We start from the raw sequence: 23,520 nt of genomic DNA on the forward strand, positions 1-23,520 counted from the left end.
GGACGGTAGTTTTCCACAGGCGGTGGACAACGAGATGTGGACAACGATCCGGGCGGTTGTCGGTCACGCCCCCGATGCTGTGGCCTACACCATGTCGAGGGTCAAGCCGACCGGCTGTGGAAAAGCGGGAACGCCCGGCCGCCGATCCGGCCGGGCGTTCCCGTCGCCCTCGTCGGCCCGCCTCCACCGGCGGGCGTACGCGACCACGACTTCGGTCCGGCGCGCGCCCCGAGGCAGCGCCCGACCGAGTTCCGTCGCTCAGGTGTTCTGCTTGATCCGGTTCGTCAGCTCGGCGATCTGGTTGTACAGCGAGCGGCGCTCGGCCATCTGCTGGCGGATCTTGCGGTCGGCGTGCATGACCGTGGTGTGGTCCCGCCCGCCGAACGCCTGCCCGATCCGGGGCAGCGACAGGTCGGTCAGCTCCCGGCACAGGTACATGGCCACCTGGCGGGCGTTCACCAGCACCCGGGAGCGGGAGTGCCCGCGCAGGTCCTCCAGGCTGACGCCGAAGTAGTCGGCGGTGGAGACCATGATCTGGTCGGCGGTGATCTCCGGGCCGGCGCCGTCGGGGATGAAGTCCCGCAGCACCTCCTCGGCCAGCGACAGCTCGACCGTCGACCGGGTCAGGCTGGCGAACGCCGTCACCCGGATCAGCGCGCCCTCCAGCTCCCGGATCGAGTTCGACACCCGCGAGGCGATGAACTCCAGCACGTCCGGCGGGGCGTAGAGGCGCTCCTGCGCGGCCTTCTTCTGCAGGATCGCGATGCGGGTCTCCAGGTCCGGCGGCTGGATGTCGGCGAGCAGCCCCCACTCGAACCGGGTACGCAGCCGGTCCTCCAGCGTCGCGAGCTGCTTCGGCGACCGGTCGGAGGTGATCACGATCTGCTTGTTCGCGTTGTGCAGGGTGTTGAAGGTGTGGAAGAACTCCTCCTGCGTGCGCTCGCGGGTCTCCAGGAACTGGATGTCGTCGATCAGCAGGATGTCGACGTCGCGGTAGCGCCGCTGGAACGCGCTGGTCTTGTCGTCCCGGAGCGAGTTGATGAAGTCGTTGGTGAACTCCTCGGTCGAGACGTACCGGACCGAGCGGGCGTTGCCCAGCGTCGTGGCGTAGTGCCCGATGGCGTGCAGCAGGTGCGTCTTGCCCAGCCCGGAGCTGCCGTAGATGAACAGCGGGTTGTACGCCTTCGCCGGCGACTCGGCCACCGCGACGCTCGCCGCGTGGGCGAAACGGTTGGACGAGCCGATGACGAACGTCTCGAACATGTACTTCGGGTTGAGCCGATTGCCGCCGCTTTCGGCGCCGCCCGGCAGCCGCCGGTCGTCCCGGCCGCCGGGCCGGTGATCCATGCCACCCCGACCCGGCCCGCTGTCGGTGCCGGTGTCCCGGGGCAGCGCCCGGATCACGTGCTGGTCACGCGGGGAGACGGCGTCCTCGCGGTAGCGCGGATCGAAGCCGCGGGTGTCGGCGGCCGGCGGGTCCAGCCGGGCGGCCCGGTCGTCGAAGCCGCGCCGCTCGGGCGCGCGCCGGGGCGGCGCCGGCCGGTCGGGCCGTGGCGGCTCGGCGAAGGCCGTGCCGAACAGGGTCTCCTGCCCGTCCCGGTCGCCCGGGCCGGGGCGACGCCCCGGCCCGGGCGACCCGTCGGGCCGCCGCTCCGGGTGCGCCTGCTCGGGGATGAGCGGCGGCTGCCCGCCGTCGAGGGCCGCGCCGTCGAGGAGGCCCACCGCCGCGCCGTCGTACGCCACTGGCCCGTCGTCGAGGTCACGGGTCCCGTCGCCGAAGTCACGCGCTGCGCCGTCGAAGTCACGCGGTGGGCCGTCGAAGTCACGCGGCGCGCCGTCGTGGTCGGCGGGCCCTGGTTCCGGTTCGCTGCGGTAGACGGTGCCCGCCGGGCGGCCGGAGCCGTCGTCGGCCACGCGCACGGTCACCGCGACCTGGATCGGCCGGCCCAGCCGGCGGGTGAGCGCCTCGGTGATCGCCGGGCGGAGCCGGGACTCGATCACGTCCCGGGTGAAGGCGTCCGGAACGGAGAGCAGCGCGGTGTCCTCGACGATGGCCCGCAGCCGGGTCAGCCGGAGGTAGGCCCGCTGCTGCGCGGAGATGATCTCGTCGGCGAGCTCGTCGGTCGCCGCCGTCCACACCGCGGCAAGGTCGGTCGTGCCGGTCACCGTCGTGCCACCCCCTCGCCTCTGCTCCGCCGACGCCGCCGTACTTCTCCGGTCGGCCGTCCCGGGCCCGCCGCGCTGACGGGTGGAACGACACCACCCCGGACGACCCGACCGGTCCTCGTCCACAAGTTATCCACAGCCTGTGTACGTACCGATTGTGGCCGCCCGCCGGACGGGGGTCGGACCGCCCCCTGCCTGAACGGGCGCTGAAGCGGGGTTCACCGTGCCGAACGATTCACTACCTTGTCCGGTCTTGCCCGCCAGCGACGACCGGACCTTTCGACGCTGACCGCAATCGGGCACGGTAACAGCGTTGTCCGCACGCCATCAACCGCCGACGCGCGGCGGATGATGGCGACATCAGCGAAAACCCCTCCCGGCGGCCGGCGGTGTGCCGGTGTCCGCCCTGCTGGGGGTGTTTGACGGTGGTTGCCGCCCTGCGTAGGGTGGAACGGCTGCTCTCTCGCCCTCTGCTAGGGTGATGGGTGCTTGCTGTCCGCGGTCGCTTCCCCGCATCGCCGAGGTCCCGCGTCGCCGGGCAGCACCGATCGGGGGCCACCGTCGAGGTGGCCTGGACCGCCACACGACCCCGGCGACCCCTTGCCCGGGGCGTACGAAAACGGAGAGCCTGACGTGAGCAAGCGCACCTACCAGCCGAACACCCGCCGGCGCGCGAAGACCCACGGCTTCCGGCTGCGCATGCGCACCCGTGCCGGCCGCGCCATCATCTCGACCCGTCGCTCCAAGGGCCGCGCCCGCCTGTCGGCCTGAGGCCGACCGGGTCCGGTCCGGGGGACGTGGGCAGTCGTGCTGGGGGCCGCACAGCGCCTGCGGCGCAGCACTGACTTCGCCGCAGCGGTCCGGGGTGGCCGCCGCGCCGGCCGCGGCGCGGTCGTGGTCCACCTGAGCCTGCCGTCGACCCCCGACGCCGCGACAGCAACCTCGCCGGAGCCGGCGCGGAGCAACGGTGCGGAGCAACCCTCCGTGCCGGCCCGTGCCGGCTTCGTCGTGTCCAAGGCCGTCGGGAACGCCGTGGTCCGCAACCGGGTCCGACGCCGACTGCGACACCTGGTCCGCGAGCGGCTGGCGGAGCTGCCCCCGGGGAGCACCCTGGTCGTACGCGCGCTGCCGGCCGCCGCCGAGGCGTCGTACCCGCGGCTCGGCACCGACCTGGACGCGGCGATCGCGGCCGCGCGGGCGCCTCGCGGGCGGCGGTCCCGGTGACCGCCGGACCCGCCGCGCCGCGGCCCTCCACGATCGGTGCCCGGGTGCTGACCGGGCCCATCATCGCGTACCGTCGGTGGATAAGTCCGGCTCTGCCGGCCCGCTGTCGGTTCTATCCGTCGTGCAGCGCCTACGCCCTGGAGGCGGTGGGCCGACACGGCGCGATCCGGGGAGCTGGCCTGACGGTCCGGCGGTTGTTGCGCTGCCACCCCTTCCACCCAGGTGGACACGACCCGGTGCCGGAGCCGGGCGGCCGCCGCCGTGCCGATGTGACTGGAGCCTGAGAATTGAGTCTCGACTGGATCTACTACGCGATTTCGTGGATCCTGCTGGCCTGGCATGGGGCCTGGGACGCCATCGGGGTGCCGGACGCGGCGGTGATCGGCACCAACTGGGCCTGGATCCTCGCCATCGTCTTCCTGGTGGTCACCGTCCGGGTGATCCTCTTCCCCGTCTTCGTCAAGCAGATCAAGTCGCAGCGGGCGATGCAGGCGCTCCAGCCGCAGGTCAAGGCGCTGCAGGAGAAGCACAAGGGTGACCGGGAGACGCTCCAGAAGGAGATGATGGAGCTCTACCGGAAGGAAAAGGCCAACCCGCTCATGGGCTGCCTTCCGATGGTTCTCCAGATCCCGGTCTTCCTCGGCCTCTTCCACGTGCTCCGCCGACTCGACCCGGGAAAGAGCGAGAGCGGCAAGACCCTCTACGGCTGGACGGTCGGCCAGTTCGAGAGCGCGTCGGCCGCGAAGCTCTTCACCGCCCCGATCGCCGGCAAGTTCGGCTCGACCGCCGACGAGCTGGCGGCGCTGAACGCCAACGGCACCACCGTCAAGGTCATCGCCGGCATCCTGGTCTTGTTGATGATGGGCACGACCTACCTCACCAGCCGCCAGATGATCCTCAAGACCGGCTGGGCCGAGGACCCGCAGCAGCGGATGATCCAGAAGCTGATGCTCTACGGCATCCCACTGTCGCTGCTCATCTCCGGTGCCATCTTCCCCATCGGCGTGATCATCTACTGGGTCATCAACAACCTCTCCACCCTGGCGCAGCAGCAGTGGGTGCTGCGCAAGTTCCCGCCGCCGCCGAGCGCCACCAGCAAGCCGGGCACCTCGCCCCGCAGCCCGGTGCAGCCGGCCAAGACCGGCGGCCTGCTGGGCCGCGCCAAGCCCGCCCCCCAGGCCCCGGCCAAGCCCGCCGCGCCGAAGGTCGCCGGCCCGAAGCCGGGCGCCAAGCCGGTCAACCCCAAGAAGGGCCGCCCCGCCAAGCGGCAGGGCTGAGGACCTCCGGGCCGCCGTCGGGAGACCGGCGGCGGCCCGTTCCGCACCGCGCAGCCGCCGTACGGCCGGCGCCGGGCGGAATTGCCGCGCACGGCGCGGTCACGGGCGACACTGCCCGTACGACAGACGTGCCCGTGGGCACCGGCGACCTCCCGCCGACCCCGGGAAACCAGCGGACCCGACGGTCCGGCCGAGCGAGTACGGAGATGAGACCGTGACCGACACCAGCACCCCCCGCGCTGACAAGTCCCTGGACGACGAGGGGACCGAGCCGACCGCGGTGAACGGCGAGATCGAGGAGGCCGGCGAGGAGCCGGGCGCCAAGGAGAAGAAGGCCGTCGGCGAGAGCGAGCTGTTCCGGCAGAGCGAGATCGCGGCCGACTACGTCGAGGGTCTGCTCGACATCCTCGACTACGACGGCGACATCGACGAGCTGGTCTCCGGCGGCCGTCCCGTCGTCGAGGTGGTCGGCGGCCGGCTGCAGAACCTGGTCGGCCAGCGCGGGGCCACCCTGGAGGCGCTCCAGGAGCTCGCCCGCCTCGCCGTCTTCCGGCAGACCGGCACGCCGAGCCGGCTGCTGCTCGACATCGGCGGCTACCGGGCGAACCGCCGCAAGGAGCTCGCCGCCGTCGCCAAGAACGCCGTCGAGAAGGTCAAGGAGCACGGCGAGCCCGTGCGCCTGGAGCCGATGTCGGCGTTCGAGCGCAAGTGCGTGCACGACGTCGTCAACGCGATGAGCGGCGTGGAGAGCGAGTCCGAGGGCGTCGAGCCGAACCGGCGCATCATCGTCCGGCCGGCGGACTGACCGGGTGACCCACGACGACACCGCGGCCGGTGCCGCGGCCGGCCCGGGTGGCACGCCGCCCGGGCCGCCGCCTTTCCGGCCCGACTCGCCCGTACCCGCCGACGACGCCTCGACGGTCGTCGACGGACGCGCCCCCTCGCCGGCCGACGCGGTGCTGCCGCCGGAACTGGCCGGTGCCGCACGCACCCTCTTCGGCGACCGACTCGACCTGGCCGCCGCGTACGCCGAACTGCTGGCCACCGACGGCGTGGTGCGCGGCCTGATCGGGCCGCGCGAGGCGCCTCGGATCTGGGACCGGCACCTGCTCAACTGCGCGGCGGTGGCCGAGCGGATCCCCGAGGGCGCGACGGTTCTGGACGTCGGCTCCGGCGCGGGCCTGCCCGGCCTGGTGCTGGCGATCGCGCGACCGGACCTGACCGTGACCCTGATCGAGCCGCTCGCCCGACGCACCTCCTTCCTCATCGAGGCGGTGCAGCAGCTCGGGTTGGCCAAGATGGTCCGGGTGTTCCGGGGGCGGGCCGACGAGGCGGCCACCGGCTCGTCGGGCGTTGCCCCGCTGAGCGGGGACGTGGTCACGGCCCGCGCCGTCGCGCCGCTGGACCGGCTGTCGGCGTGGTGTCTGCCGCTGGCCGTGTCCGGCGGTCGGCTCATCGCCCTCAAGGGCGCGTCGGCCGCCGACGAGATCGCCGAGCACGCGGAGACGGTGGCGCGGCTCGGCGGCGGCGAGCCGCAGGTGCACCGCTGCGGCGAGGGCGTCATCGACCCGCCGACGATCGTGGTGGAGATCGTGCGGGAGCGGATGGTCGGCCCCGCCCGGCCCAAGGCGCCGAAGCGGTCTCGCGGTGGTCGGTCCCGGCGGCGCTGACTCCACTTCGGAGGCGGCGCCGGAACGGGCGTCCCGGCCGATGGTTGGCTCGTTGAACCGTGCGGGTGGACGGAAGGGATGTGAACCCGACGTGGACCGGCCGCGCCCGTGAGCCGTAGGCTGGCCGCGCGTCGATAGTGTGGAGCGGGCGGCAACGGACGTTCACCGGGTCCCGACCGCTCCCGCCGGGCCGTACGCTCCGCGGTGCGAGCGCACGTGCGGGCCGGTTGACGGGGATGCGGGCCGACCATCCGAAGCGGGCAGGGATGACAGGTGCATGACGACGGCAGGTACGACGATCCACGCGTGACCGGATCAGCGGGCGATCCCGTTTCACGTGAAACCGACTACCCGAGCTGGTCGCCCGCCGGGCCGTCCCGCGGCCCGTCGACCCGACCGCCGGACTGTGACCCGGTCGTCGGACGGGACAGCGGCCCGGCACTGCCCACCGCGCGGCCGGCTGCGGACGGCTCGACGCGCACCGGCAACTCGACCGGCCGGGTGATCCCCATCCGGCGCAACACCTCGGCTTCGGCGCGGTTCGAGCCCTCGGTGCCGCAGCAGCCGACCCCCGATGCGGTGCCGGACGTCGCTCCCGAACCCGTGCCCGTCACCGACACGCCCGCGACCCCGGCCGGAGCCTACGGGCCCACCGTCACCGAGGCCGCGTACGTTTCACGTGAAACCCCGACGCGCGAAGAGGATGACCCACCGTTGGCTATGGAGGCGATGCGCGCCGTGCAGATCCTGAATCCGAGTGGCGAGGTGACGATGCCTCGGCCGGAGCGGACCCGGGTCATGTGCGTCGCGAACCAGAAGGGCGGCGTGGGTAAGACCACGACCACGGTGAACCTTGCGGTGGCGCTCGCCCTGCACGGCAACCGGGTGCTGGTGGTCGACCTGGACCCGCAGGGCAACGCCTCCACAGGGCTGAACGTCCCGCACCACACCGGCGTGCCGGACGTCTACGACTGCCTCATCAACAGCGTGCCGCTGGAGGAGGTCGCCCAGGGCGTGGAGGGCATCCCCAACCTCTGGTGCGTGCCGGCCACGATCGACCTGGCCGGTGCGGAGATCGAGTTGGTGTCGGTGGTCGCCCGCGAGTCCCGGCTGGCCCGGGCCATCGCCGCCTACCCAGGCCACTTCGACTACGTCTTCATCGACTGCCCGCCGTCGCTCGGCCTGCTCACGGTGAACGCGCTCGTCGCCGCGCAGGAGGTGCTCATCCCCATCCAGTGCGAGTACTACGCGCTGGAAGGGCTGAACCAACTGATCAACAACATCAACCTGGTTCGGCAGCACCTCAACCCGAGGCTCGAGGTCTCCACGATCCTGCTCACCATGTACGACCGGCGTACGCGGCTGGCCGACGCCGTGGAGCAGGACGTCCGGAACCACTTCGGCGACAAGGTGCTCCAGGCCGTGATCCCGCGGAACGTGCGCGTCTCCGAGGCGCCGAGCTACGGCCAGTCCGTGATGACCTACGATCCGGGATCGCGGGGGGCCACGAGCTACTTCGAGGCCGCCCAGGAGATCGCCGAGCGCGGCGTCAAGGAGCCGGTGAGCCGGAATGCGTAGTGCGGAACAGTCGCTGGGAGGCGTGGCATGAAGAACCGTCCTCGGGGCGGCCTGGGTCGGGGCCTGGGGGCCCTCATCCCGACCGGACCGGCGCCGACCGCCACCACCACGGCTGAGGCGGCACCCGCCGCCGCCGCCGTCGACGCCTCGCCGGAGCCGTCGCCGCCGGTGGCCGGTCCGCCCGCCACGCCACCGGTCGAGCCCGAGCCCGCGCTCAGCCCGGTGCCGGGTGCCCGGTTCGCCGAGATCCCGGTCGACGCGATCGTGCCGAACCCGAAGCAGCCCCGGCAGATCTTCGACGAGGAGGCACTGGAGGAGCTGAAGACCTCCATCCAGGAGGTCGGCTTCCTCCAGCCGATCGTCGTACGGCAGCTCGACGACGAGAAGTACGAACTCGTCATGGGCGAGCGGCGCTGGCGGGCCGCGCAGGCGGTCGGGCGGGAGTCCATCCCCGCCATCGTCCGCGACACGCGGGACGACGCGATGCTCCGGGACGCGCTGCTGGAGAACATCCACCGGGCGAACCTCAACCCGCTGGAGGAGGCCGCCGCGTACCAGCAGCTGCTGGACGAGTTCGGTGCCACCCACGAGGAACTCGCCCGTCGGATCGGGCGGAGCCGCCCGCAGATCTCGAACACGATCCGGCTGCTCAACCTCCCGGCGCCGGTGCAGAAGCGGGTCGCCGCAGGCGTCCTGTCCGCCGGGCACGCCCGGGCGCTGCTGAGCCTCGACGAGCCGGAGGCGCAGGAGCAGTTGGCGCTCAGGATCGTCGCCGAAGGGCTCTCTGTCCGGGCGACGGAGGAGATCGTCGCCCTGGCGCTGAGCGACGGCCCGACGAAGAAGGAGACGGCACGTCGTCGTCCCAAGCCGCACGCACCCGCTCTGACGGATCTGGCTGACCGGCTATCCGACCGCTTCGACACCCGCGTCAAGGTCGACATCGGTCGGAGCAAGGGCAAGATCACCATCGAGTTCGCGACGGTCGACGACCTGGAGCGGATTGTCGGCATCATCGGCGTCGGCCAGGAGGAGGAGCCGGAGGCCTGAGCCCGGCACCACCGGCCGCGTGACCCATCCAGGTCGCGCGGCCGTGCCATGTGGCGATCGGACGCTCCTCCCGCCGGCACTGCCGTTCTGGGTATGGCGGTCGGGGTCCGGGTTTCGCTGGTGTTCGGACCTGGCGGCCGAGGTTCGGGTCGGGCTGTCGTTCCGGGTATGGCGGTCGGACTTCCTGTTGCGCTGACGGCCCGGGGCCGGGATTCGGGTCGCCCTGGTGTTCCGGGTCTGCCGGTCGGCACCGATCCCCTCCAGCTCCGTCGGTACGCGGCGATCGGGCGCCGAGCCGTTCGACAAGGGTGCTCTGCTCCGGATTCGGCTGTCGGTGCCGGGTGGACTGTCGCTTCGGAGCGGCGGTCCGTCACCGTCCGGCGGCCCGCCCCTGCTTGGCGGCCGCGACGTGCTGCCGCTGTGCTTCACGCCGGACGACTGCACCTCGTCGAACGGCGCGGGCCGGCCAGCCGCCCGCCGGCCCGCTCCCGGTGGCCCTCATTCGGCCGCTGACGATCCGTCTGCGACCGCCCCACTTCACCCGACACTGACGGCGCGTGTCGCCCCTGAGTGGCCGTAGAGAGGCGTTTCCGATGCATCTCTCCTGTGGGTCACTCGGTGGGGCGACGCGGGCCACGCCGGAATGACCGGCGGCTCCGTTTCTGGGCCTGCTCTTGTCGAGCAGCAGCACACCGCTCCGCCACGAGCAGATCGACGTTTACGCGGAACGAGCGTCGGGCGGCTTGGCCCCGGGGAGACGAGAGCTGTGATCGGAACGCGCCCTCGCGCACCTCGTTGGTGGGCGAAACCGTCGAGGCGTCGGCGTTTCACGTGAAACTGGAACCGCCCCCCTCTCGCCCTGCCGGGTTCGTGGTCCAGGCCGGGAGACCGCCGGTCATGCGGAGGCCACTTGCGCACAGGCCTCCGGAACCTGCCCCACGCGCCGCGCCCCAGCCACCCCAGTGCTCAGCCGACCCCTGTCCCGCCGACGCACGCGCTGCACCTGGACGCCCCACAGCCTCACCGATGCCACGAAGCACCGAAGGCCCGGCGGCACGGTGACTCAGGTGCTGAGGTGCTCGGCGACTCGGTGGCACGGCGGCGACTCGGCGGCGCAGCGAACCCGCAGCGCCTTGCCCGAGCTACTGACCGCGCGGCGGCACGGCGAACCAAAAAGCGTCGCGCCCCAGGCACTGACCGCACGGCGGCGCGGCGAACCCGCAGCGCCGCGCCCCAGCCACTGACCGCCGCATGGACCCTCCAGCCCGCGATCACAGGCCGTCCGCTCCCAGCGAAGCGAGCGGTCGGCGCGTGGGTGAGCAGGAGGCGCGAGGTTGACGGGTCGGCTGGGAAGAAGGCCCCGGCCGTGAACATCCAAGTTCCGACGAGGCGTCCCGCTTTTGGCAGGGAGGCGCCCTCGCCCATGGGCGGTCAGGCGGAACGGTTGTTTCACGTGAAACGGCGGGCGAGACTCCTCGGCGCCCCCGAAAAGTTATCCACACGAGTTATCCACAGGTCCACCTGGTTTCACGTGAAACCCCGCGTGAAACCAGGTGCCGACCTGTGGATGACGGGGTGTGGCGGGCGTCTCAGCAGCCTGTGGATGCCTGTGGAAAACGTGTGCGGTCCGACCGCTTGGACGGACTGGTCGGCCGATCTCTCGGGTAGGGACAGCAGTGCCGGAAGCGGTTAGTGTCAGCGGCGTGCGCGACACCCCTCCCTCAGTCCCGGACTTCACCCAGTGGCCGTCCTTTCCCTTCGAGGGCGACCTTCGTGTCAAGCAACTCGATGACCCGGTCCCCGTCGAACCGCCCCGCCGGGGCGAGGGGCACCGGGAATGCACCGCCTGCACCGCCCCCGACGACGCCTACATCTGGGTGGGCGAGCGCTGGCGGGTGCGCGCCATGGACCGCCCCACCGGGCTGCCGATGGTGCTGATCCTGGAATCACGTTCGCATCTGGATCTCGGGGACCTGCCGAACCTGCTCGCCGCCGAGCTGGGGGTGATGACCGTCCGCCTGGAGCGGGCGATCCGTTCCCTGGACGGGGTCGCCCGGGTCCACGTCAACCGTTGGGGCGACGGTTCGGCGCACCTGCACATGTGGTTCCTCGCCCGGCCCTACGGCCGGCTCCAGCTTCGCGGAACCTTCCTCTCCCTGTGGGATTCGATCCTGCCGCCCATCTCCGAGGCGCAGTGGCGAGAGAACCTCGCCCTCGTCGCCGCGTGGCTGGCGGAGTTCGGAGGGCGGCCTCTCGCCGAACCGTCGCGTATTCAGTGGCAGGCCCCGTCCAGCTTTACCGGACAGCTTTCCGTCGACCTAGAGGCGCCGGAAGGCGAGGCCGTTTCGGTGATCGGGTCCAGCGAGGAGACGCCCCTCCCGCCGGTCGAGCACCGGGCGGACGAGACCGCCGAGGACCGGGTCGACGGAACCACGGAACACCGGGCAGAAGAGACCGCCGCCCCGGACGGCCGACCGCCCGGCGACTGACGCGCCACGGGCGGCCGGGTTGCGGCCGGATGGAACGCCGGACGACAACTCGGATCCGGTCGGCCGTCCGGCAGGTGACGCGGCACGGGCGGCCGGGTAGCGGTCGGGTGGGATGCCGGTGCGGCCACCCCGCATCCGGTCGGCCGTCCGGCGAGTGACGCGGCACGGGCGGCCACCGGGGATCCGGCTGGCCGCCCGTGGCGGAGGAACGGGGTCGGGTCAGTCGTGGCGCTTCGCCGCGCGTCCCACGAGCGTGCCGATCAGCGTGCCGAAGTCCAGCCCGGCCGCCTGCACTGCGAGCGGCAGCAGCGAGGTCTCGGTCATCCCCGGCGAGACGTTGACCTCCAGCACGTGCGGCCGCCCCGCGGAGTCCACGATCAGGTCGACGCGACTGAGGTCACGCAGACCGAGCGCGGTGTGTGCGGCGAGCGCGACCTCGGCGACCGCGTCGGCCACCTCCGGCTCCAGCCGCGCCGGCGTGTGCCAGGTCGTCCGGCCGGCGGTGTAGCGGGCGGCGTAGTCGTAGACGCCGTTGCGGGGCACGATCTCCACCGCCGGCAGGGCGCGCGGTCCGTCGCCCAGGTCGACCACCGAGACCGCCACGTCCATGCCGGGCACGTACCGCTCGACCAGCGCCGTCTGGTCGTACGCGAAACAGCCGACCATCGCGGCCGGCAGGGACGCGGCGTCCCGGACCACGGCGGCGCCCAGCCCCGAGCCGCCCTGGGCGGGCTTCACCATCAGCGGCAGCGCCAACCGGTCGACGATCCGGTCCAGCACCGCCACCGCGCCCAGCTCGGAGAAGCGGTCGTGCGGGAGCGCCACCCAGTCGGGGGTGGGGATGCCGGCCTCGCGGAGCACCGCCTTGGCGGACGGCTTGTCCCAGGCGAGCCGGGAAGCGCGGGCGTCGCACCCCACGTACGGGACGCCGCACAGGTCGAGCACGCCGCGCAGCGATCCGTCCTCCCCGGTCGCACCGTGCAGGGCGATGACGACGGCGTCCGGCGGGTCGGCGCTCAGGGCCGGCAGCAGGCTCACGTCGGCGTCCCGCAGCTCGGCGTCCATCCCGACGGCGCGCAGGGCGTCGAGCACCCGACGACCGGACCGGAGCGAGACGTCACGTTCGTAGGAGAGGCCGCCGGCGAGCACCAGCACCCGCAGGTCGGCGGTGACGGCGGAGTCGGTCACGACGGAACGGTCGGCAGCGGTGGGAGCCATGCCGAAATCATGCCAAGTCGGGACCCGGGGCGTCCGAGCCGGCCTGCCCGCGCCGCGTCCCGGGACGGCCGACGGCGCCGAACACCCGCCGCATGGCGATGTCCTGCTCCATCACGCCGGCCAGCCGGCGCACCCCCTCGCGGATCCGCTCGGGAGGTGGGAAGGAGAAGTTGAGCCGCATGTTGCCGCTGCCGGTGCCGTCGGCGTAGAAGCCGGTGCCGGGCACGTATGCGACCCGGGCCGCGATCGCCCGCGGCATCATCGCCTTGGAGTCCAGGCCGTCGGGCAGGGTCGCCCAGACGAAGAGGCCGCCGCCCGGCGTCGTCCAGGTGGTGCCCGCCGGCATCAGGTCCTCCAGCGCGGCGAGCATCGCGTCGCGCCGCTCCCGGTAGACCTCGCGGTAGACCTTGAGCTGCTCCCGCCAGGGCATCGTGCCGAGGTAGGTCGAGACGGCAGCCTGCGCGTAGCCGCTCGGGCAGAGGATCTGCGCCTCGCTGGCGATGACCAGCTTGTCGCGGACGGCGTGCGGCGCGAGGATCCAGCCCACCCGCAGCCCCGGGGCGAAGGTCTTGGAGAAGGTGCTGAGGTAGAAGACGCCGTCGCGGCGGCGCGCGCGCAGCGGAGCCGGCGCCTCCCCCTCGAAGCCCAGTTGGCCGTACGGGTCGTCCTCGACGACCAGCAGGCCGGCCCGCTCGCAGATGTCGAGCACCCGCTCCCGGCGCTGCTCGGTGAGCGTCACGCCGGTCGGGTTCTGGTAGGTCGGGATGGTGTAGAGGAACTTCACCCGCCGGCCGGCGCGGGCCTGCTCGGCGATGGCCGTCTCGAGCGCCTCCGGGATCAGCCCGTCGTCGTCCATCGGCACGTGCACCACCTGCGCCTGGGCGGCCTGGAACACCCCGAGCGCGCCGACGTAGGTCGGGCCCTCGGCGAGCACCACGTCACCCGGGTCGAGGAAGAGCCGGGCCACCAGGTCGAGCGCCTGCTGCCCGCCGACGGTGACCACCACGTCCTCCGGGGAGGCCCCGCAGGCGGCGTCGATGCCGGAGAGCGCCATCACCTCGCAGATCCGCTCGCGCAGCTCTGGGGTGCCCTGGCCGATGCCGTACTGGAGGGTGGTGGCGCCGTGCTCGGCGCCGAGCCGGCCGAGCATCTCACCGACCGCGTCGAGCGGCAGCGCGGCGATGTAGGGCGCGCCGCCGGCGAGCGAGACCACCTCGGGACGGCTGGCCACCGCGAAGAGCGCGCGGATCTCCGAGGCGGTCATGCCCCGCACGCGGCGGGCGTACCGGTCGGTGTAGTCGTCGAGCGTCGTGCCGGTCATGACATCACCTCGATGGCTGCTCGGGTGGCTCCCGCCCCTGCGTGCCCGGGACACCGGCGGCCATGGCGACGCGGGACGCCGGATGTCGATCCTAGTCGCTCCTGACCAGGACAGTCGCCGCGGCGTGACCGGCGTCCACATCCCGGACCGTCGGTGGGTGCCCCGGAGGCGGGCATTCGCGCGTCCTCTCCCGTGGCGTCCGCAATCCGCGTACGATCGCTCGTCGGGGGCAGGAAGGCGGCGTTGTCGTTCCGTGCCGGTCTCACCTCCGAGCCTAATGTGGGGATGCGCCAATGTCGCGACGTCTGGTCAGCTTGACCCTCGACACCCTGGAGGATCTGCCTCGCCCGTGCCGGCAGTGCGTCTACTGGGAGCTTGATCCGGTCTCGGCGGACCGCGCCTGCGCCACGGGCGACCCGGGGCTGGAGAAGGAGGCGTGGGTCTCCCAGACGCTGCTGGAGTGGGGCTCCTGCGGCAAGTTGGTCTACGTCGACGGCATGCCGGCCGGGTTCGTCCTGTACGCCCCGCCGGCCTACGTGCCCCGCTCGATGGCGTTCCCCACCTCGCCGGTCTCGGCCGACGCGGCGCTGCTGATGACGGCCAACGTGGTGCCCGCGTTCGCCGGTGGCGGGCTGGGCCGGATGCTGGTCCAGGGGGTCGCCCGGGACCTCACCAAGCGCGGGATCAAGGCGATCGAGGCGTTCGGCGACGCCAAGTTCGGCGACGCGGCGGATCCGGCCGGCACCTGCGTCGCCCCGGCCGACTTCTTCCTCTCCGTGGGCTTCAAGACCGTCCGCCCGCACCCCCGCTTCCCCCGGCTCCGCCTGGAGTTGCGCACGGCGCTGAGCTGGAAGTCCGACGTCGAGTACGCGCTGGAGAAGCTGCTCGGCTCGATGAGCCCCGAGACGCTGCTGCGTCCCGTCCGCCCGGCCCCGGCCACCCGCTCCACCGCCGGCTGACCCGGCCACCGGCCACCTTGGGCTGCGGGCTCCGGGCGGCAGCGGCTCAGTCCACCACCGTGCCGGCGGCCACCACCGCCCGCAGCTCGCTCACGTCGATCGAGCCGGTGGGCACGTCCCGCTCGATCGGGAAGTACATCCGCTGCACCGCGGCCACGACCGCCTCGGCCACCCGGTCCCGGAACCGGGGGTCGACCAGCCGGGCCCGGTCGTCGGGCGAGGTGAGGTAGCCGACCTCGACGCGTACGGCCGGCATCCGGGTCAGCCGGAGCAGGTCCCACGCCTTGGCGTGCGTACGGCAGTCGCGCAGTCCGGTCCGCGCGACGATCTCCCGCTGCACGAGCCCGGCGAGCCGTTCCCCGGTCGCCGAGGTGACGCCGTTGTCGGTGCCGTAGTGGTAGGTCGCCACGCCCTCGGCCGCCGGGTTCGCGTGCCCGTCGAGGTGCAGCGAGATGAACACGTCCGCCCCCAGCGAGTTGGCCAGTTCCGCCCGCTCGACGTCCGGCAGGCAGGCCTCCGGGGCGGGACCGCGGGTGAGCTGCACCCGGACGCCGGAGGCGGCGAGGCGGCCCTCCAGCCGGCTGGCCAGGTCGTGCACCAGGTCCGCCTCGGTCCACCGCAGCCGCCCGTCCGGCACCACCACGCCCGGGTCGGTGCCCCCGTGGCCGGGGTCGATCACCACGGTCCGCCCCACCAGCGTCGGGCCGGACTGCCGGATGGCGTCGGACTCGCGCAGCCACTGCGGCCGCCCGCCGACGACCTTGCGTCCGAGCCGGCGCAGCGCGTTCATGGTGTGCGGTCCGCACGAGCCGTCGGGGGTCAGCCCGACCTCGCGCTGGAACTGGGCGACCGCCCGGGAGGTCCGTACGCCGTAGATGGCGTCCGCGCGCCCCACGTCGTACCCCATCTCCAGCAGCCGCTCCTGCAGCGACCGGACGTCCTCGCCGGTGAGCGGCTCGGGGACCGCGTGGTAGAGGGTGCGGGCGCCGAGCCGCCAGCGGGCGGCGTCGAGGGCCCGCCAGGTCTCCGCACCGACCCGGCCGTCCACGCTGAGCCCTCGCGACTGCTGGAAGGCCCGTACGGCGCGTTCGGTGTGGGCGTCGAACTCGTCGGCGTCGGGTGCCGCCGGCGGGAGCAGGTCGAGGCCGGTCAGCACCGTACGGATCTCGGTGACCGCCGGTCCACGGTCACCGGGTCGGATCGGACGCACGCACGACCCCCTCTGCACGGACGCTGGCTGGCCGGGCGGCCCCGGGTTGAGGCTATGCGCTCCCGGGGCCCGAGGTGCGGGGTGCCGGGAAAAAGACGTCGACCCCGCACCCGGCGGACCGGCTACGGGGTCGACGTGTGAACGCCCTGTTCAGAGTGCCGATTCGATGAGCTTGACCAGCTCGCCCTTCGGCTTGGCGCCGGCGATCGACTGCACCGGCTCGCCGTTCTTGAACACGGTGAGGGTCGGGACCGACATCACCCGGTAGGCACGGGCGGTCTCCGGGTTCTCGTCGATGTTGACCTTGACGATGGTGACCTGGTCGCCCATCTCGCCGGCGATCTCCTCCAGCAGCGGCGACACCTTGCGGCACGGCCCGCACCACTCGGCCCAGAAGTCCACCAGAACCGGCTTGTCGGACTTCAGCACGTCCGCGGCGAAACTCGCGTCGGTGACCGACTTCGTTGCTCCCACTATGACCCTCCTCCGGAATGTGTTTCGGTTGTTCAGCCCTGCAGCGTGGCGATGAAGCGCTCGGCGTCCAGCGCGGCGGCGCAGCCCGTACCGGCGGCGGTGATCGCCTGCCGGTAGGTGTGGTCCACCAGGTCGCCGGCGGCGAAGACGCCGGGCACGCTGGTCCGGGTGCTCGGCGCCTGGACCTTCACGTAGCCCTCGTCGTCCAGCTCCACCTGACCCCGGAAGAGCTCGCTGCGCGGGTCGTGGCCGATGGCGACGAAGACGCCGGTGACGTCGAGGACCTTCGACTCGCCGGTGTGCGTGTTGCGCACCCGTACGCCGGAGACCTTGCCGTCCTCGCCGAGGATCTCCTCGACCACCGTGTTCCACTCGACCTTGATCTTGTCGTTGCCCAGCGCCCGCTCGGCCATGATCTTGCTGGCGCGGAAGGAGTCCCGGCGGTGGATGATCGTGACCGACTCGGCGAACCGGGTGAGGAAGCTGGCCTCCTCCATTGCCGAGTCACCGCCGCCGACGACCACGATGTGCTGGTTGCGGAAGAAGAAGCCGTCACAGGTCGCGCAGGACGAGACGCCGTGGCCGAGGTATTCCTGCTCGCCGGGGACGCCCAGCGGGCGCCACGCGGAGCCGGTGGCGAGGATGACGGCCTTGGCCCGGTAGGCGGTCTGACCCACCCAGACGGTGCTGACCGCGTCGGAGCCCACGCTGCCGGTGTCGGTCAGCTCGACCCGCGTCACGTCGTCGGTGAGGAATTCGGCACCGAACCGCTCGGCCTGCTTGCGCATGTTGTCCATCAGCTCGGGGCCGAGGATGCCGTCGGCGAAACCGGGGAAGTTCTCCACCTCGGTCGTGGTCATCAGCGCGCCACCGGACTGCACGCCCTCGATGATGAGCGGCTTGAGATTGGCGCGCGCCGCATAGACCGCCGCCGTGTAGCCGGCCGGCCCTGAGCCGATGATGATCAGGTTGCGGACCTCGTCCACTGCCGTCTCCCGATAGTGTTGTTCGCCATCGGCGCGCACCGATGCCGATCCGATGCCGGTGCCCCTTCGCGAGTGCCGGCAGCCTGATGTGCAGAACGTCATCGTACGAACCGGGGATTCCCGAGCCGGTCATCCGGTGGGTCAGGTCACGTGGACGGTCGAACGCCCCGTGGCCGCGGATTCACCCTACCCGCGTGCGGTAGCGGCTGTCCGAGCCGGATCCGGGGACGCCGCACTCCGGCCCGCTCGCCCACGCCCAGCGCGCGCCGGCGGCGTCGGTGAACCGGACGACCAGCGCCGGCAGGCCCTGGAACCGGGCGTACTCCACCACGTCGACGACCAGCGGCCCGCTGCCGTGCTCGGCGCCGATCTGGCGGATGCAGGCGCCCAACGCGGCGGGATCGGTGAGCCGGTCGAGGCCGGCGGCGCTGCCGGGCAGCCGCCCGCCCTCCGCCTGGACGCCGGGCTGCGAGCCGGGCGTGAACTGCCCCGCCTTCCTCGTCGGCGACAGCTGGGCCAGGGACTGTGGCGTGTAGTCCGTCTCGCTGCGCACCGTGGGCTCGCCGGCCCGGAACGGCGTGGCGGCGGGGCCGGCGGGGCCGGGATTCGTCGGTCGCGACATCGCCGTGTCCGCGACGCCGCTGTCGGCCTGCTGCTCCCGGGTGAACTGGTTGACGCCGAGCCCGACCGCCGCGATCGACACCGCGGCGAGCGCGACCGGGCCGGCCACCCGGGACCAGCGGCGGCGCCGTCGGCCCGGCCCCGTGGTCCCGCCACGGCCGGGATCCGCCCGGGGTACGCCGGCGGGACGTCGCCCGGTCCCGCCGAGCGGCTGTGTCGGCACCCCGCCCGGCGTGCCCGCCCCCGGCTCGGCCGGTATCGGGTCGTCACCCGGGTCGGGCAGGGGGGCGGTCGCCAGGGCCGCGAGGAGGCGGTCGGTGACGTCCGCGGGCATCTCCGGCGCGGGCGCGGCCCAGGCGGCCAGGTCGGCGCGTACGCCCGCCACGGCGGGAGCCAGCAGCGCGTACGCCGCCGCCCAGGCCTCGTCCTCGTCGACCAGGCGGGCCACGACCGCCTCGTCCGGGGTGCCGTCGAGCGCCCCGCCGACATAGTCGGCGAGCAGGTCGTGGTCGACCTCTCCGAACCCCCGGGCCGTCACGCGTCCTCCTGGTGGGCACCCTGCCGAGACCGTCCCGACCCTGATCGGACGCCCTCGGGCGGCCCCGGGTTCCCTCGGGTGACGGCCGGCACGTCCGGACCCGCCGCCGGGGCGGGCTGTGACGCCGTCCGTTCCCGCGACGACTCCTGCTGTTGCGGTGAACCCTGCTGTTGCGGCGACTCCCGCCGCTGCGGTGCGGCTCCGGGACGGAGGTGTCCGAGCTGCGCCGCCAGGCGGGCCCGGCCCCGGGCGCACCGGCTCTTGACCGTCCCCTCGGCGACGCCGAGGATCCTGGCCACCTCGGCCACCGGATAGCCCTGCACGTCGACCAGGATCAGCGCCGCCCGCTGCTCGGCCGGCAGCCCGGCGAGGGCCTGGCGGACGACGAGCGCCGTGTCGTGGTCCTGGACGGGCGCCGCGGGCTCCACGCCCCCGGTGGCGGAGTCCGGACCGCCGTCCCGGACCCCGTCCGGCAGCGGCACCGTGGGATGCGCCTGCCGGCGGCGGATCCGGTCCAGGCAGGCGTTCACGACGATCCGGTGCAGCCAGGTGGTGACCGCAGACTCGCCCCGGAACCGGCCGGCGGCGCGGTGCGCGGACAGCAGCGCGTCCTGCAGGGCGTCGGCGGCCTCCTCGCGGTCGCCGAGCGTGCGCAGGGCCACCGCCCAGAGCCGGTCGCGGTGCCGGTGGAAGAGCTCGGTGAAGGCGTACCGGTCGCCGGCCACGTGGGCGTGCAGGAGCTCGACGTCCGTCGCAGGCACCGACGCCGCGACCGGTGGGCCGCTCGCTCCGCCCACCGGCCCGCCGGTCGTCCGTCTGCCGCCTTCGCCCATCACCACGTCCGTCGGACGGGGTGGCCGGGGCGTGGCGGTCGGCTCACGACCCGTGGACCGTGATCTCCTGGACGCCGAGCTTGTAGCCGCCGTCGCTCGGCGGCAGCTCGGTGATCCAGAACAGCAGGTAGCGGTATTTCGTGTCGGCGTCGAAGCCGTTGAAGGTCATCTTGGTGCCGTCGTGCTCCTCGAACGGCTGTCCGATCAGATTGCCCTTGTATGCGGCGTAGAGCTGGCCGTCGCCCTTGGACGAGGAGGGCGGGTTGGACGTTCCGGTCAGCAGCCGCGCGGAGGCGCCCCGGGCGGAGAGGAGCACCTGCACGGACTTGACGGTGTGCTCGCCGCCGAGGTCGATCCAGACCCCCATGCCCTGCTTGATGTTGCCGAAGTTGGCGTGCCCGACGTAGGTCTGGGTCTCCCAGCCCTTGTCCTCGTCGCCGTCGTGCACCCGCTCGGCGTTCCGCAGCTCCTCCCGATCACCCTTCGGATCGTCGATGATCCGCGCGGCGCTGATCTTCAGCTCCCGGACCGCGGCGGCGGCCGGCGTCGCCCCGTCGGCCGGCGGGTTGGACGAGGGCGCGGCGACCGGGTTGGTCCGCGGGCTCTCGTCGCCGCCGCCGCGCAGGGCGCTGATGCCGATCAGCAGGCCGACCAGGGCCACCGCCAGCAGGCCGGCGATGCCGATGGCGACCTTGCGGCCGCCGGCCGCCGCCAGCGGGGACGGCTCGTCGCCGGTGTCGGCGGCGAAGCGCAGCGGGCCGCTGTTGTCGAGGAACTGCTCGTCGGCCGGCACGTCGAGCCGGGCCAGCTCGGCGGCGAGCACGTCCGACGAGGGCGGCGCGATCTCGGCGTCGAGCAGGTCCATGGTGAGGTCGTCGAGGTACGCCGGCACGCCCGCCCGGACCTGCCGGGGAGCGGCGATCCTGCCGTCGGCGTCGCGGACGGCGTCGGGGATGGCGGCCCGGCCGTGGCCGGCGGTCGCGCCGCGCAGCGGAGCCTCGGCGTGCGGCCAGTGCCCGGTCAGGGCGAAGTAGAGGATCCCGCCGACCGCGCGGACGTCGCTCTGCTGGGTGTCGTCGCCGTCGGTGCGCGCGTCGGCCAGCACGACCCGGCCGTCATCGCTGATCATCACCGTGCCGGGGTGGACGTTGCCGTGCACCATGTCGGTGGCGTGCACGGCGGCGAGGGCGCTGGCGACGGCGTTGCCGATGGTGGTGGCCCGGGCCGGGTCCAGCGGGCCGTCGGCGGCCAGCTCGCGCAGGGACTGCCCGTCGACCCACTCGCGCACCACGTACGCCCGATCGGCCTCGTCGATCGCGTCGTAGACGCCGACCAGGTTGGGGTGGATGACCCGGCTGGCGGCGACGGCCCCCTGGAGCATCTCGGTGGCGGAGTCGCCACCCGGGTAGCGCAGCACGACCGCGACAGGGCGGCGCAGGATGACGTCGACGCCCCGCCAGACCAGCCGACCCGCGCTGTCGTTGTTGATGTGCTCGACCAGCTCGTAACGCTCGGCGAGGATCTCACCGGCCGTGGGAGCACCGAAGGTCATGACCTGCGGAGCGCTCTCCTCCGCCTCCTGACCCTCGCCGACCTGGGTCACCCGTCCTCCCTCGGTGATCGTGTCGATCGATGGACCCGCGCTGCTGGGCATGTGGCTTCCCGCTCTGCCTTCGAAGGAACCGGCCGACCGGTGTCGACGCGGAGCGTCGGCGCCTGCCGTACCCGTCGAGAGCGACCTTACCCGGGTTGGCCGTCTCCCCGACATGTCATCTTCGCGCCGCTCTCGGCCCGGGCTGCCGGCAGGTGATCGACTTGTCCGGTTACGACCGTTGTCAGCCACGTTGCTGGCACATGTACTAGCCAATCTAGAGGTTGACCGCAAGTGCCCGCCGGTGGGGCCGGGCCGGTGTGCCGGCGACGCCGACGTCCGCCGGCTTTCCCCCCGGCCGTGCCGCCCATACTCAGCCGTACGGCTGGTTATCCACAGGGCCGTCCGGCGGCTGAGCGGCGAATCGCGAAGTTATCCACAGGCGCATCCCCAGGCTGGTGATCCTCGTTCACAGAGCGTGTGGACCATCCACCGGGCCGCCGGCGGCCTCCGTCAGCGGCCCAGCCGGCGGCGGACCATCCCCACCACCTCGGTGATCTCGCCGATCCGCAGCGCCATCGCCAGCCCGAGGTACGTCCCGCCGATCACCGCGCCGCCGACCACGAGCTGGACGATGGCCTCCAGGCGGGTCGGCGTGTCGTCGCCGGGCAGCAGCTTGACCACGATCAGGCCCGCCACCGCCGCGCCGAGCGCCGCGACCACCACCCGGCCGAGGGTACGCATGATCCCGCCGAGCCCGATCCGGCCGACCCGGGGCCGGAGCAGCCAGGCCGAGGCGATCGCGGCGGCCACGTACGAGACCGTGTTTCCGATCATCATGCCGGCGCCGGCGAAGCTCGCCGAGAAGGCCACGAAGAGCACGACCTGCACCCCGATGCGCAGGGCCACCACCGGAATGTTGATCAGCGCCGGCGTGCGGGTGTCGGGCAGCGCGTAGAAGGCGAAGGTGAACAGCTGGCTCACCGCGAAGGGCACCAACGCCAGCGCGGCGGCCAGCAGCACCACGGAGGTGGCGGCGGCGTTGTCCTCGTTGAAGGCGCCGAACCGGAACAGGGTGAACGCGATCGGGGTGGCGAGGACGGCGTAGCAGACCGCGATCGGCGCGAGCACCGCGGTCACCGTCCGGGTGCCCCGGGACAGGTCGGCGGCGAGGTCGGCGTACCGGCCGTCGGCGGCGGCGGCGCTCATCCGGGGCATCAGCGCGGTGATGATCGAGACGGCGATGATGCCGTGCGCCATCATCAGCAGCAGGAAGACGTTGTTGTAGATCAGCGGGCCGGCGGCGTTCTCCCGGCCGGCCCGGTTCAGCAGGTTGAACAGCACGATCAGGCCGATCTGGCTGACCGCGACGTAGCAGAACATCCAGGCCCCGAGCCGGCCCAGCTCGCGCAGCCCGAGCTCCCGGAAGTCGAACCGGAACCTCCACCGGAAGCCGACCTTGCGCAGCGCCGGCAGCAGGCCGGCGACCTGGATCGCCACGCCGAGCAGGGTGCCGCCGCCGATCAGCAGGATCCGCCCGGCGGTCATCTCGCCCGGCTGCACGATCTCCGCGCCGAAGACCGCGATGTAGAGCCCGGCGGTGGCGATCACCACGAGGTTGTTGAGGATCGGCGCCCACATCGGGGCGGCGAAGTGCCCCCGGGTGTTGAGCACCGCGCTGATCAGCGCGCTGAGCCCGGAGAAGAAGATGATCGGCAGCATCAGGCGACTCAGCGCCGTGACCAGAGCCGAGTAGTCGTTCGTCGACTCGCCGCTGCCGTAGAGCCAGGTCAACTGCGTGGCGAAGAGGACGGCGAGCAGGGCCGCCGCGCCGAGCGCGAGCACCGCGAGGGTGAGCAGCCGCTGGGTGTACGCCTGGCCGCCGTCGGCGTCGGCCTTGCGCCGGCGCACCAGCACCGGGATCAGCACGCTGGTCAGCACGCCACCGAGCAGGAACTCGTAGACCATCCCGGGCAGGATCTGCGCCGTGGTGTACGCGTCACCGACCAGCGCGCCGCCGAGCGCCGCCGCGATCACCAGGTTGCGCAGGAAGCCCGTACCCCGGCTGACGAGGCTGCCGATGGCCATCACCGCGCTGTTGGTCGCGGCGCTGGCCTCGCCCACCTGCTCCTGCGGCGGCGCGGTCGACTCCATGGCCGGCTGGTTCAGCGGCTCGGCGGAGATGAACGTGGCGCCGTCCGACGGCCGGCCGGGCGCGGCGCCGCCCTGTGCGGCGTTCGCGCTGCGGTAGAGACCGCCGCTCATCTTGCGCCTCCAAGGCAGAGGGGTAGGTCCGAGCCGGGCACGGCCCGCACGTC

The 23,520-nt window shown here is 72.8% G+C and carries 19 protein-coding genes and 1 pseudogene; 10 read left to right on the plus strand and 10 right to left on the minus strand.

What is annotated here, in order from left to right; translation table 11 throughout:
- Positions 1-258: 258 nt before the first annotated feature.
- Positions 259-2,166: a chromosomal replication initiator protein DnaA gene (dnaA, locus tag GA0070606_RS16180; RefSeq protein WP_091100487.1), complete on the minus strand. Its 1,908-nt coding sequence runs from the start codon at positions 2,164-2,166 to the stop codon at positions 259-261.
- 633 nt (positions 2,167-2,799) lie between these two features.
- On the opposite strand from dnaA, the gene rpmH reads away from it, so the two are divergent.
- The 9 genes and pseudogenes from rpmH to GA0070606_RS16225 all read left to right on the plus strand — a co-directional run.
- Positions 2,800-2,937 (plus strand): 50S ribosomal protein L34, encoded by a 138-nt coding sequence (rpmH, locus tag GA0070606_RS16185; RefSeq protein WP_091100492.1) that lies wholly within the window; start codon positions 2,800-2,802, stop codon positions 2,935-2,937.
- A 36-nt stretch (positions 2,938-2,973) separates the two neighbouring features.
- Positions 2,974-3,390, plus strand: a complete 417-nt coding sequence (gene rnpA / locus GA0070606_RS16190; RefSeq protein WP_091100495.1) for a ribonuclease P protein component — start codon at positions 2,974-2,976, stop codon at positions 3,388-3,390.
- 44 nt (positions 3,391-3,434) lie between these two features.
- The gene (gene yidD, locus GA0070606_RS16195) at positions 3,435-3,674 is read left to right on the plus strand and encodes a membrane protein insertion efficiency factor YidD (RefSeq protein ID WP_425413099.1); all 240 of its coding nucleotides are present in this window, start codon (positions 3,435-3,437) and stop codon (positions 3,672-3,674) included.
- A 3-nt stretch (positions 3,675-3,677) separates the two neighbouring features.
- Positions 3,678-4,667 carry a membrane protein insertase YidC gene (gene yidC / locus GA0070606_RS16200; protein ID WP_091100502.1) on the plus strand — a complete coding sequence of 330 codons (990 nt, stop codon included), beginning with the start codon at positions 3,678-3,680 and terminating at the stop codon, positions 4,665-4,667.
- Positions 4,668-4,881: 214 nt separating this feature from the next.
- Positions 4,882-5,472, plus strand: coding sequence for a Jag family protein (locus GA0070606_RS16205; RefSeq protein WP_091100505.1), 591 nt, complete (start codon positions 4,882-4,884; stop codon positions 5,470-5,472).
- A 4-nt stretch (positions 5,473-5,476) separates the two neighbouring features.
- Positions 5,477-6,337, plus strand: coding sequence for a 16S rRNA (guanine(527)-N(7))-methyltransferase RsmG (gene rsmG / locus GA0070606_RS16210; RefSeq protein ID WP_091100509.1), 861 nt, complete (start codon positions 5,477-5,479; stop codon positions 6,335-6,337).
- Between the two features lie 273 nt (positions 6,338-6,610).
- Positions 6,611-7,915: a ParA family protein gene (locus GA0070606_RS33715; protein ID WP_091100513.1), complete on the plus strand. Its 1,305-nt coding sequence runs from the start codon at positions 6,611-6,613 to the stop codon at positions 7,913-7,915.
- 27 nt (positions 7,916-7,942) lie between these two features.
- Positions 7,943-8,962 carry a ParB/RepB/Spo0J family partition protein gene (locus GA0070606_RS16220; RefSeq protein WP_091100517.1) on the plus strand — a complete coding sequence of 340 codons (1,020 nt, stop codon included), beginning with the start codon at positions 7,943-7,945 and terminating at the stop codon, positions 8,960-8,962.
- A 1,703-nt stretch (positions 8,963-10,665) separates the two neighbouring features.
- Positions 10,666-11,448: pseudogene (locus GA0070606_RS16225) on the plus strand (hypothetical protein); the annotation flags it as partial.
- A 222-nt stretch (positions 11,449-11,670) separates the two neighbouring features.
- On the opposite strand, the gene GA0070606_RS16230 reads toward GA0070606_RS16225, so the two are convergent.
- A complete protein-coding gene (locus GA0070606_RS16230; RefSeq protein WP_091100521.1) occupies positions 11,671-12,669 on the minus strand; it encodes a D-alanine--D-alanine ligase family protein in 999 nt (332 codons plus the stop codon).
- A gap of 7 nt (positions 12,670-12,676) precedes the next feature.
- Positions 12,677-13,990, minus strand: coding sequence for an aminotransferase-like domain-containing protein (locus tag GA0070606_RS16235; protein WP_091100525.1), 1,314 nt, complete (start codon positions 13,988-13,990; stop codon positions 12,677-12,679).
- A gap of 293 nt (positions 13,991-14,283) precedes the next feature.
- On the opposite strand from GA0070606_RS16235, the gene GA0070606_RS16240 reads away from it, so the two are divergent.
- Entirely contained in the window at positions 14,284-14,949 is a 666-nt protein-coding gene (locus tag GA0070606_RS16240; RefSeq protein WP_091100528.1) for a GNAT family N-acetyltransferase, read from the plus strand.
- Positions 14,950-14,995: 46 nt separating this feature from the next.
- Here the strand turns inward: GA0070606_RS16240 and GA0070606_RS16245 are convergent, their stop codons facing one another.
- The 7 genes from GA0070606_RS16245 to murJ form a co-directional block, all read right to left on the minus strand.
- Positions 14,996-16,159, minus strand: coding sequence for an N-acetylmuramoyl-L-alanine amidase (locus GA0070606_RS16245; RefSeq protein WP_091100532.1), 1,164 nt, complete (start codon positions 16,157-16,159; stop codon positions 14,996-14,998).
- A gap of 150 nt (positions 16,160-16,309) precedes the next feature.
- A complete protein-coding gene (gene trxA, locus GA0070606_RS16250; RefSeq protein ID WP_091100536.1) occupies positions 16,310-16,633 on the minus strand; it encodes a thioredoxin in 324 nt (107 codons plus the stop codon).
- A gap of 32 nt (positions 16,634-16,665) precedes the next feature.
- Positions 16,666-17,619: a thioredoxin-disulfide reductase gene (trxB, locus tag GA0070606_RS16255; RefSeq protein ID WP_091100540.1), complete on the minus strand. Its 954-nt coding sequence runs from the start codon at positions 17,617-17,619 to the stop codon at positions 16,666-16,668.
- A gap of 181 nt (positions 17,620-17,800) precedes the next feature.
- Positions 17,801-18,778 carry a hypothetical protein gene (locus GA0070606_RS16260; RefSeq protein WP_091100543.1) on the minus strand — a complete coding sequence of 326 codons (978 nt, stop codon included), beginning with the start codon at positions 18,776-18,778 and terminating at the stop codon, positions 17,801-17,803.
- Entirely contained in the window at positions 18,775-19,611 is an 837-nt protein-coding gene (sigM, locus tag GA0070606_RS16265) for an RNA polymerase sigma factor SigM (RefSeq protein ID WP_091107803.1), read from the minus strand. The genes GA0070606_RS16260 and sigM overlap by 4 nt, the downstream gene beginning before the upstream one ends.
- A 43-nt stretch (positions 19,612-19,654) precedes the next feature.
- On the minus strand, positions 19,655-21,265 hold the full coding sequence (locus GA0070606_RS16270; RefSeq protein ID WP_091100547.1) for a protein kinase family protein: 1,611 nt from the start codon (positions 21,263-21,265) through the stop codon (positions 19,655-19,657).
- A 450-nt stretch (positions 21,266-21,715) separates the two neighbouring features.
- Positions 21,716-23,467 (minus strand): murein biosynthesis integral membrane protein MurJ, encoded by a 1,752-nt coding sequence (gene murJ, locus GA0070606_RS16275; RefSeq protein ID WP_091100550.1) that lies wholly within the window; start codon positions 23,465-23,467, stop codon positions 21,716-21,718.
- Positions 23,468-23,520 lie beyond the last annotated feature (53 nt).

It is taken from the genome of Micromonospora citrea, from assembly GCF_900090315.1.
In the GTDB taxonomy this organism is placed as follows: Bacteria; Actinomycetota; Actinomycetes; order Mycobacteriales; family Micromonosporaceae; genus Micromonospora; species Micromonospora citrea.

Excerpts from the sequence above, each read along its gene's own strand:
- GA0070606_RS16235 (WP_091100525.1), bottom strand. The coding sequence starts at position 13,990 with ATGACCGGCACGACGCTCGACGACTACACCGACCGGTACGCCCGCCGC.
- GA0070606_RS16220 (WP_091100517.1), top strand. The coding sequence starts at position 7,943 with ATGAAGAACCGTCCTCGGGGCGGCCTGGGTCGGGGCCTGGGGGCCCTC.
- GA0070606_RS16240 (WP_091100528.1), top strand. The coding sequence starts at position 14,284 with ATGTCGCGACGTCTGGTCAGCTTGACCCTCGACACCCTGGAGGATCTG.
- sigM (WP_091107803.1), bottom strand. The coding sequence starts at position 19,611 with ATGGGCGAAGGCGGCAGACGGACGACCGGCGGGCCGGTGGGCGGAGCG.
- GA0070606_RS16230 (WP_091100521.1), bottom strand. The coding sequence starts at position 12,669 with ATGGCTCCCACCGCTGCCGACCGTTCCGTCGTGACCGACTCCGCCGTC.
- murJ (WP_091100550.1), bottom strand. The coding sequence starts at position 23,467 with ATGAGCGGCGGTCTCTACCGCAGCGCGAACGCCGCACAGGGCGGCGCC.
- GA0070606_RS16270 (WP_091100547.1), bottom strand. The coding sequence starts at position 21,265 with ATGCCCAGCAGCGCGGGTCCATCGATCGACACGATCACCGAGGGAGGA.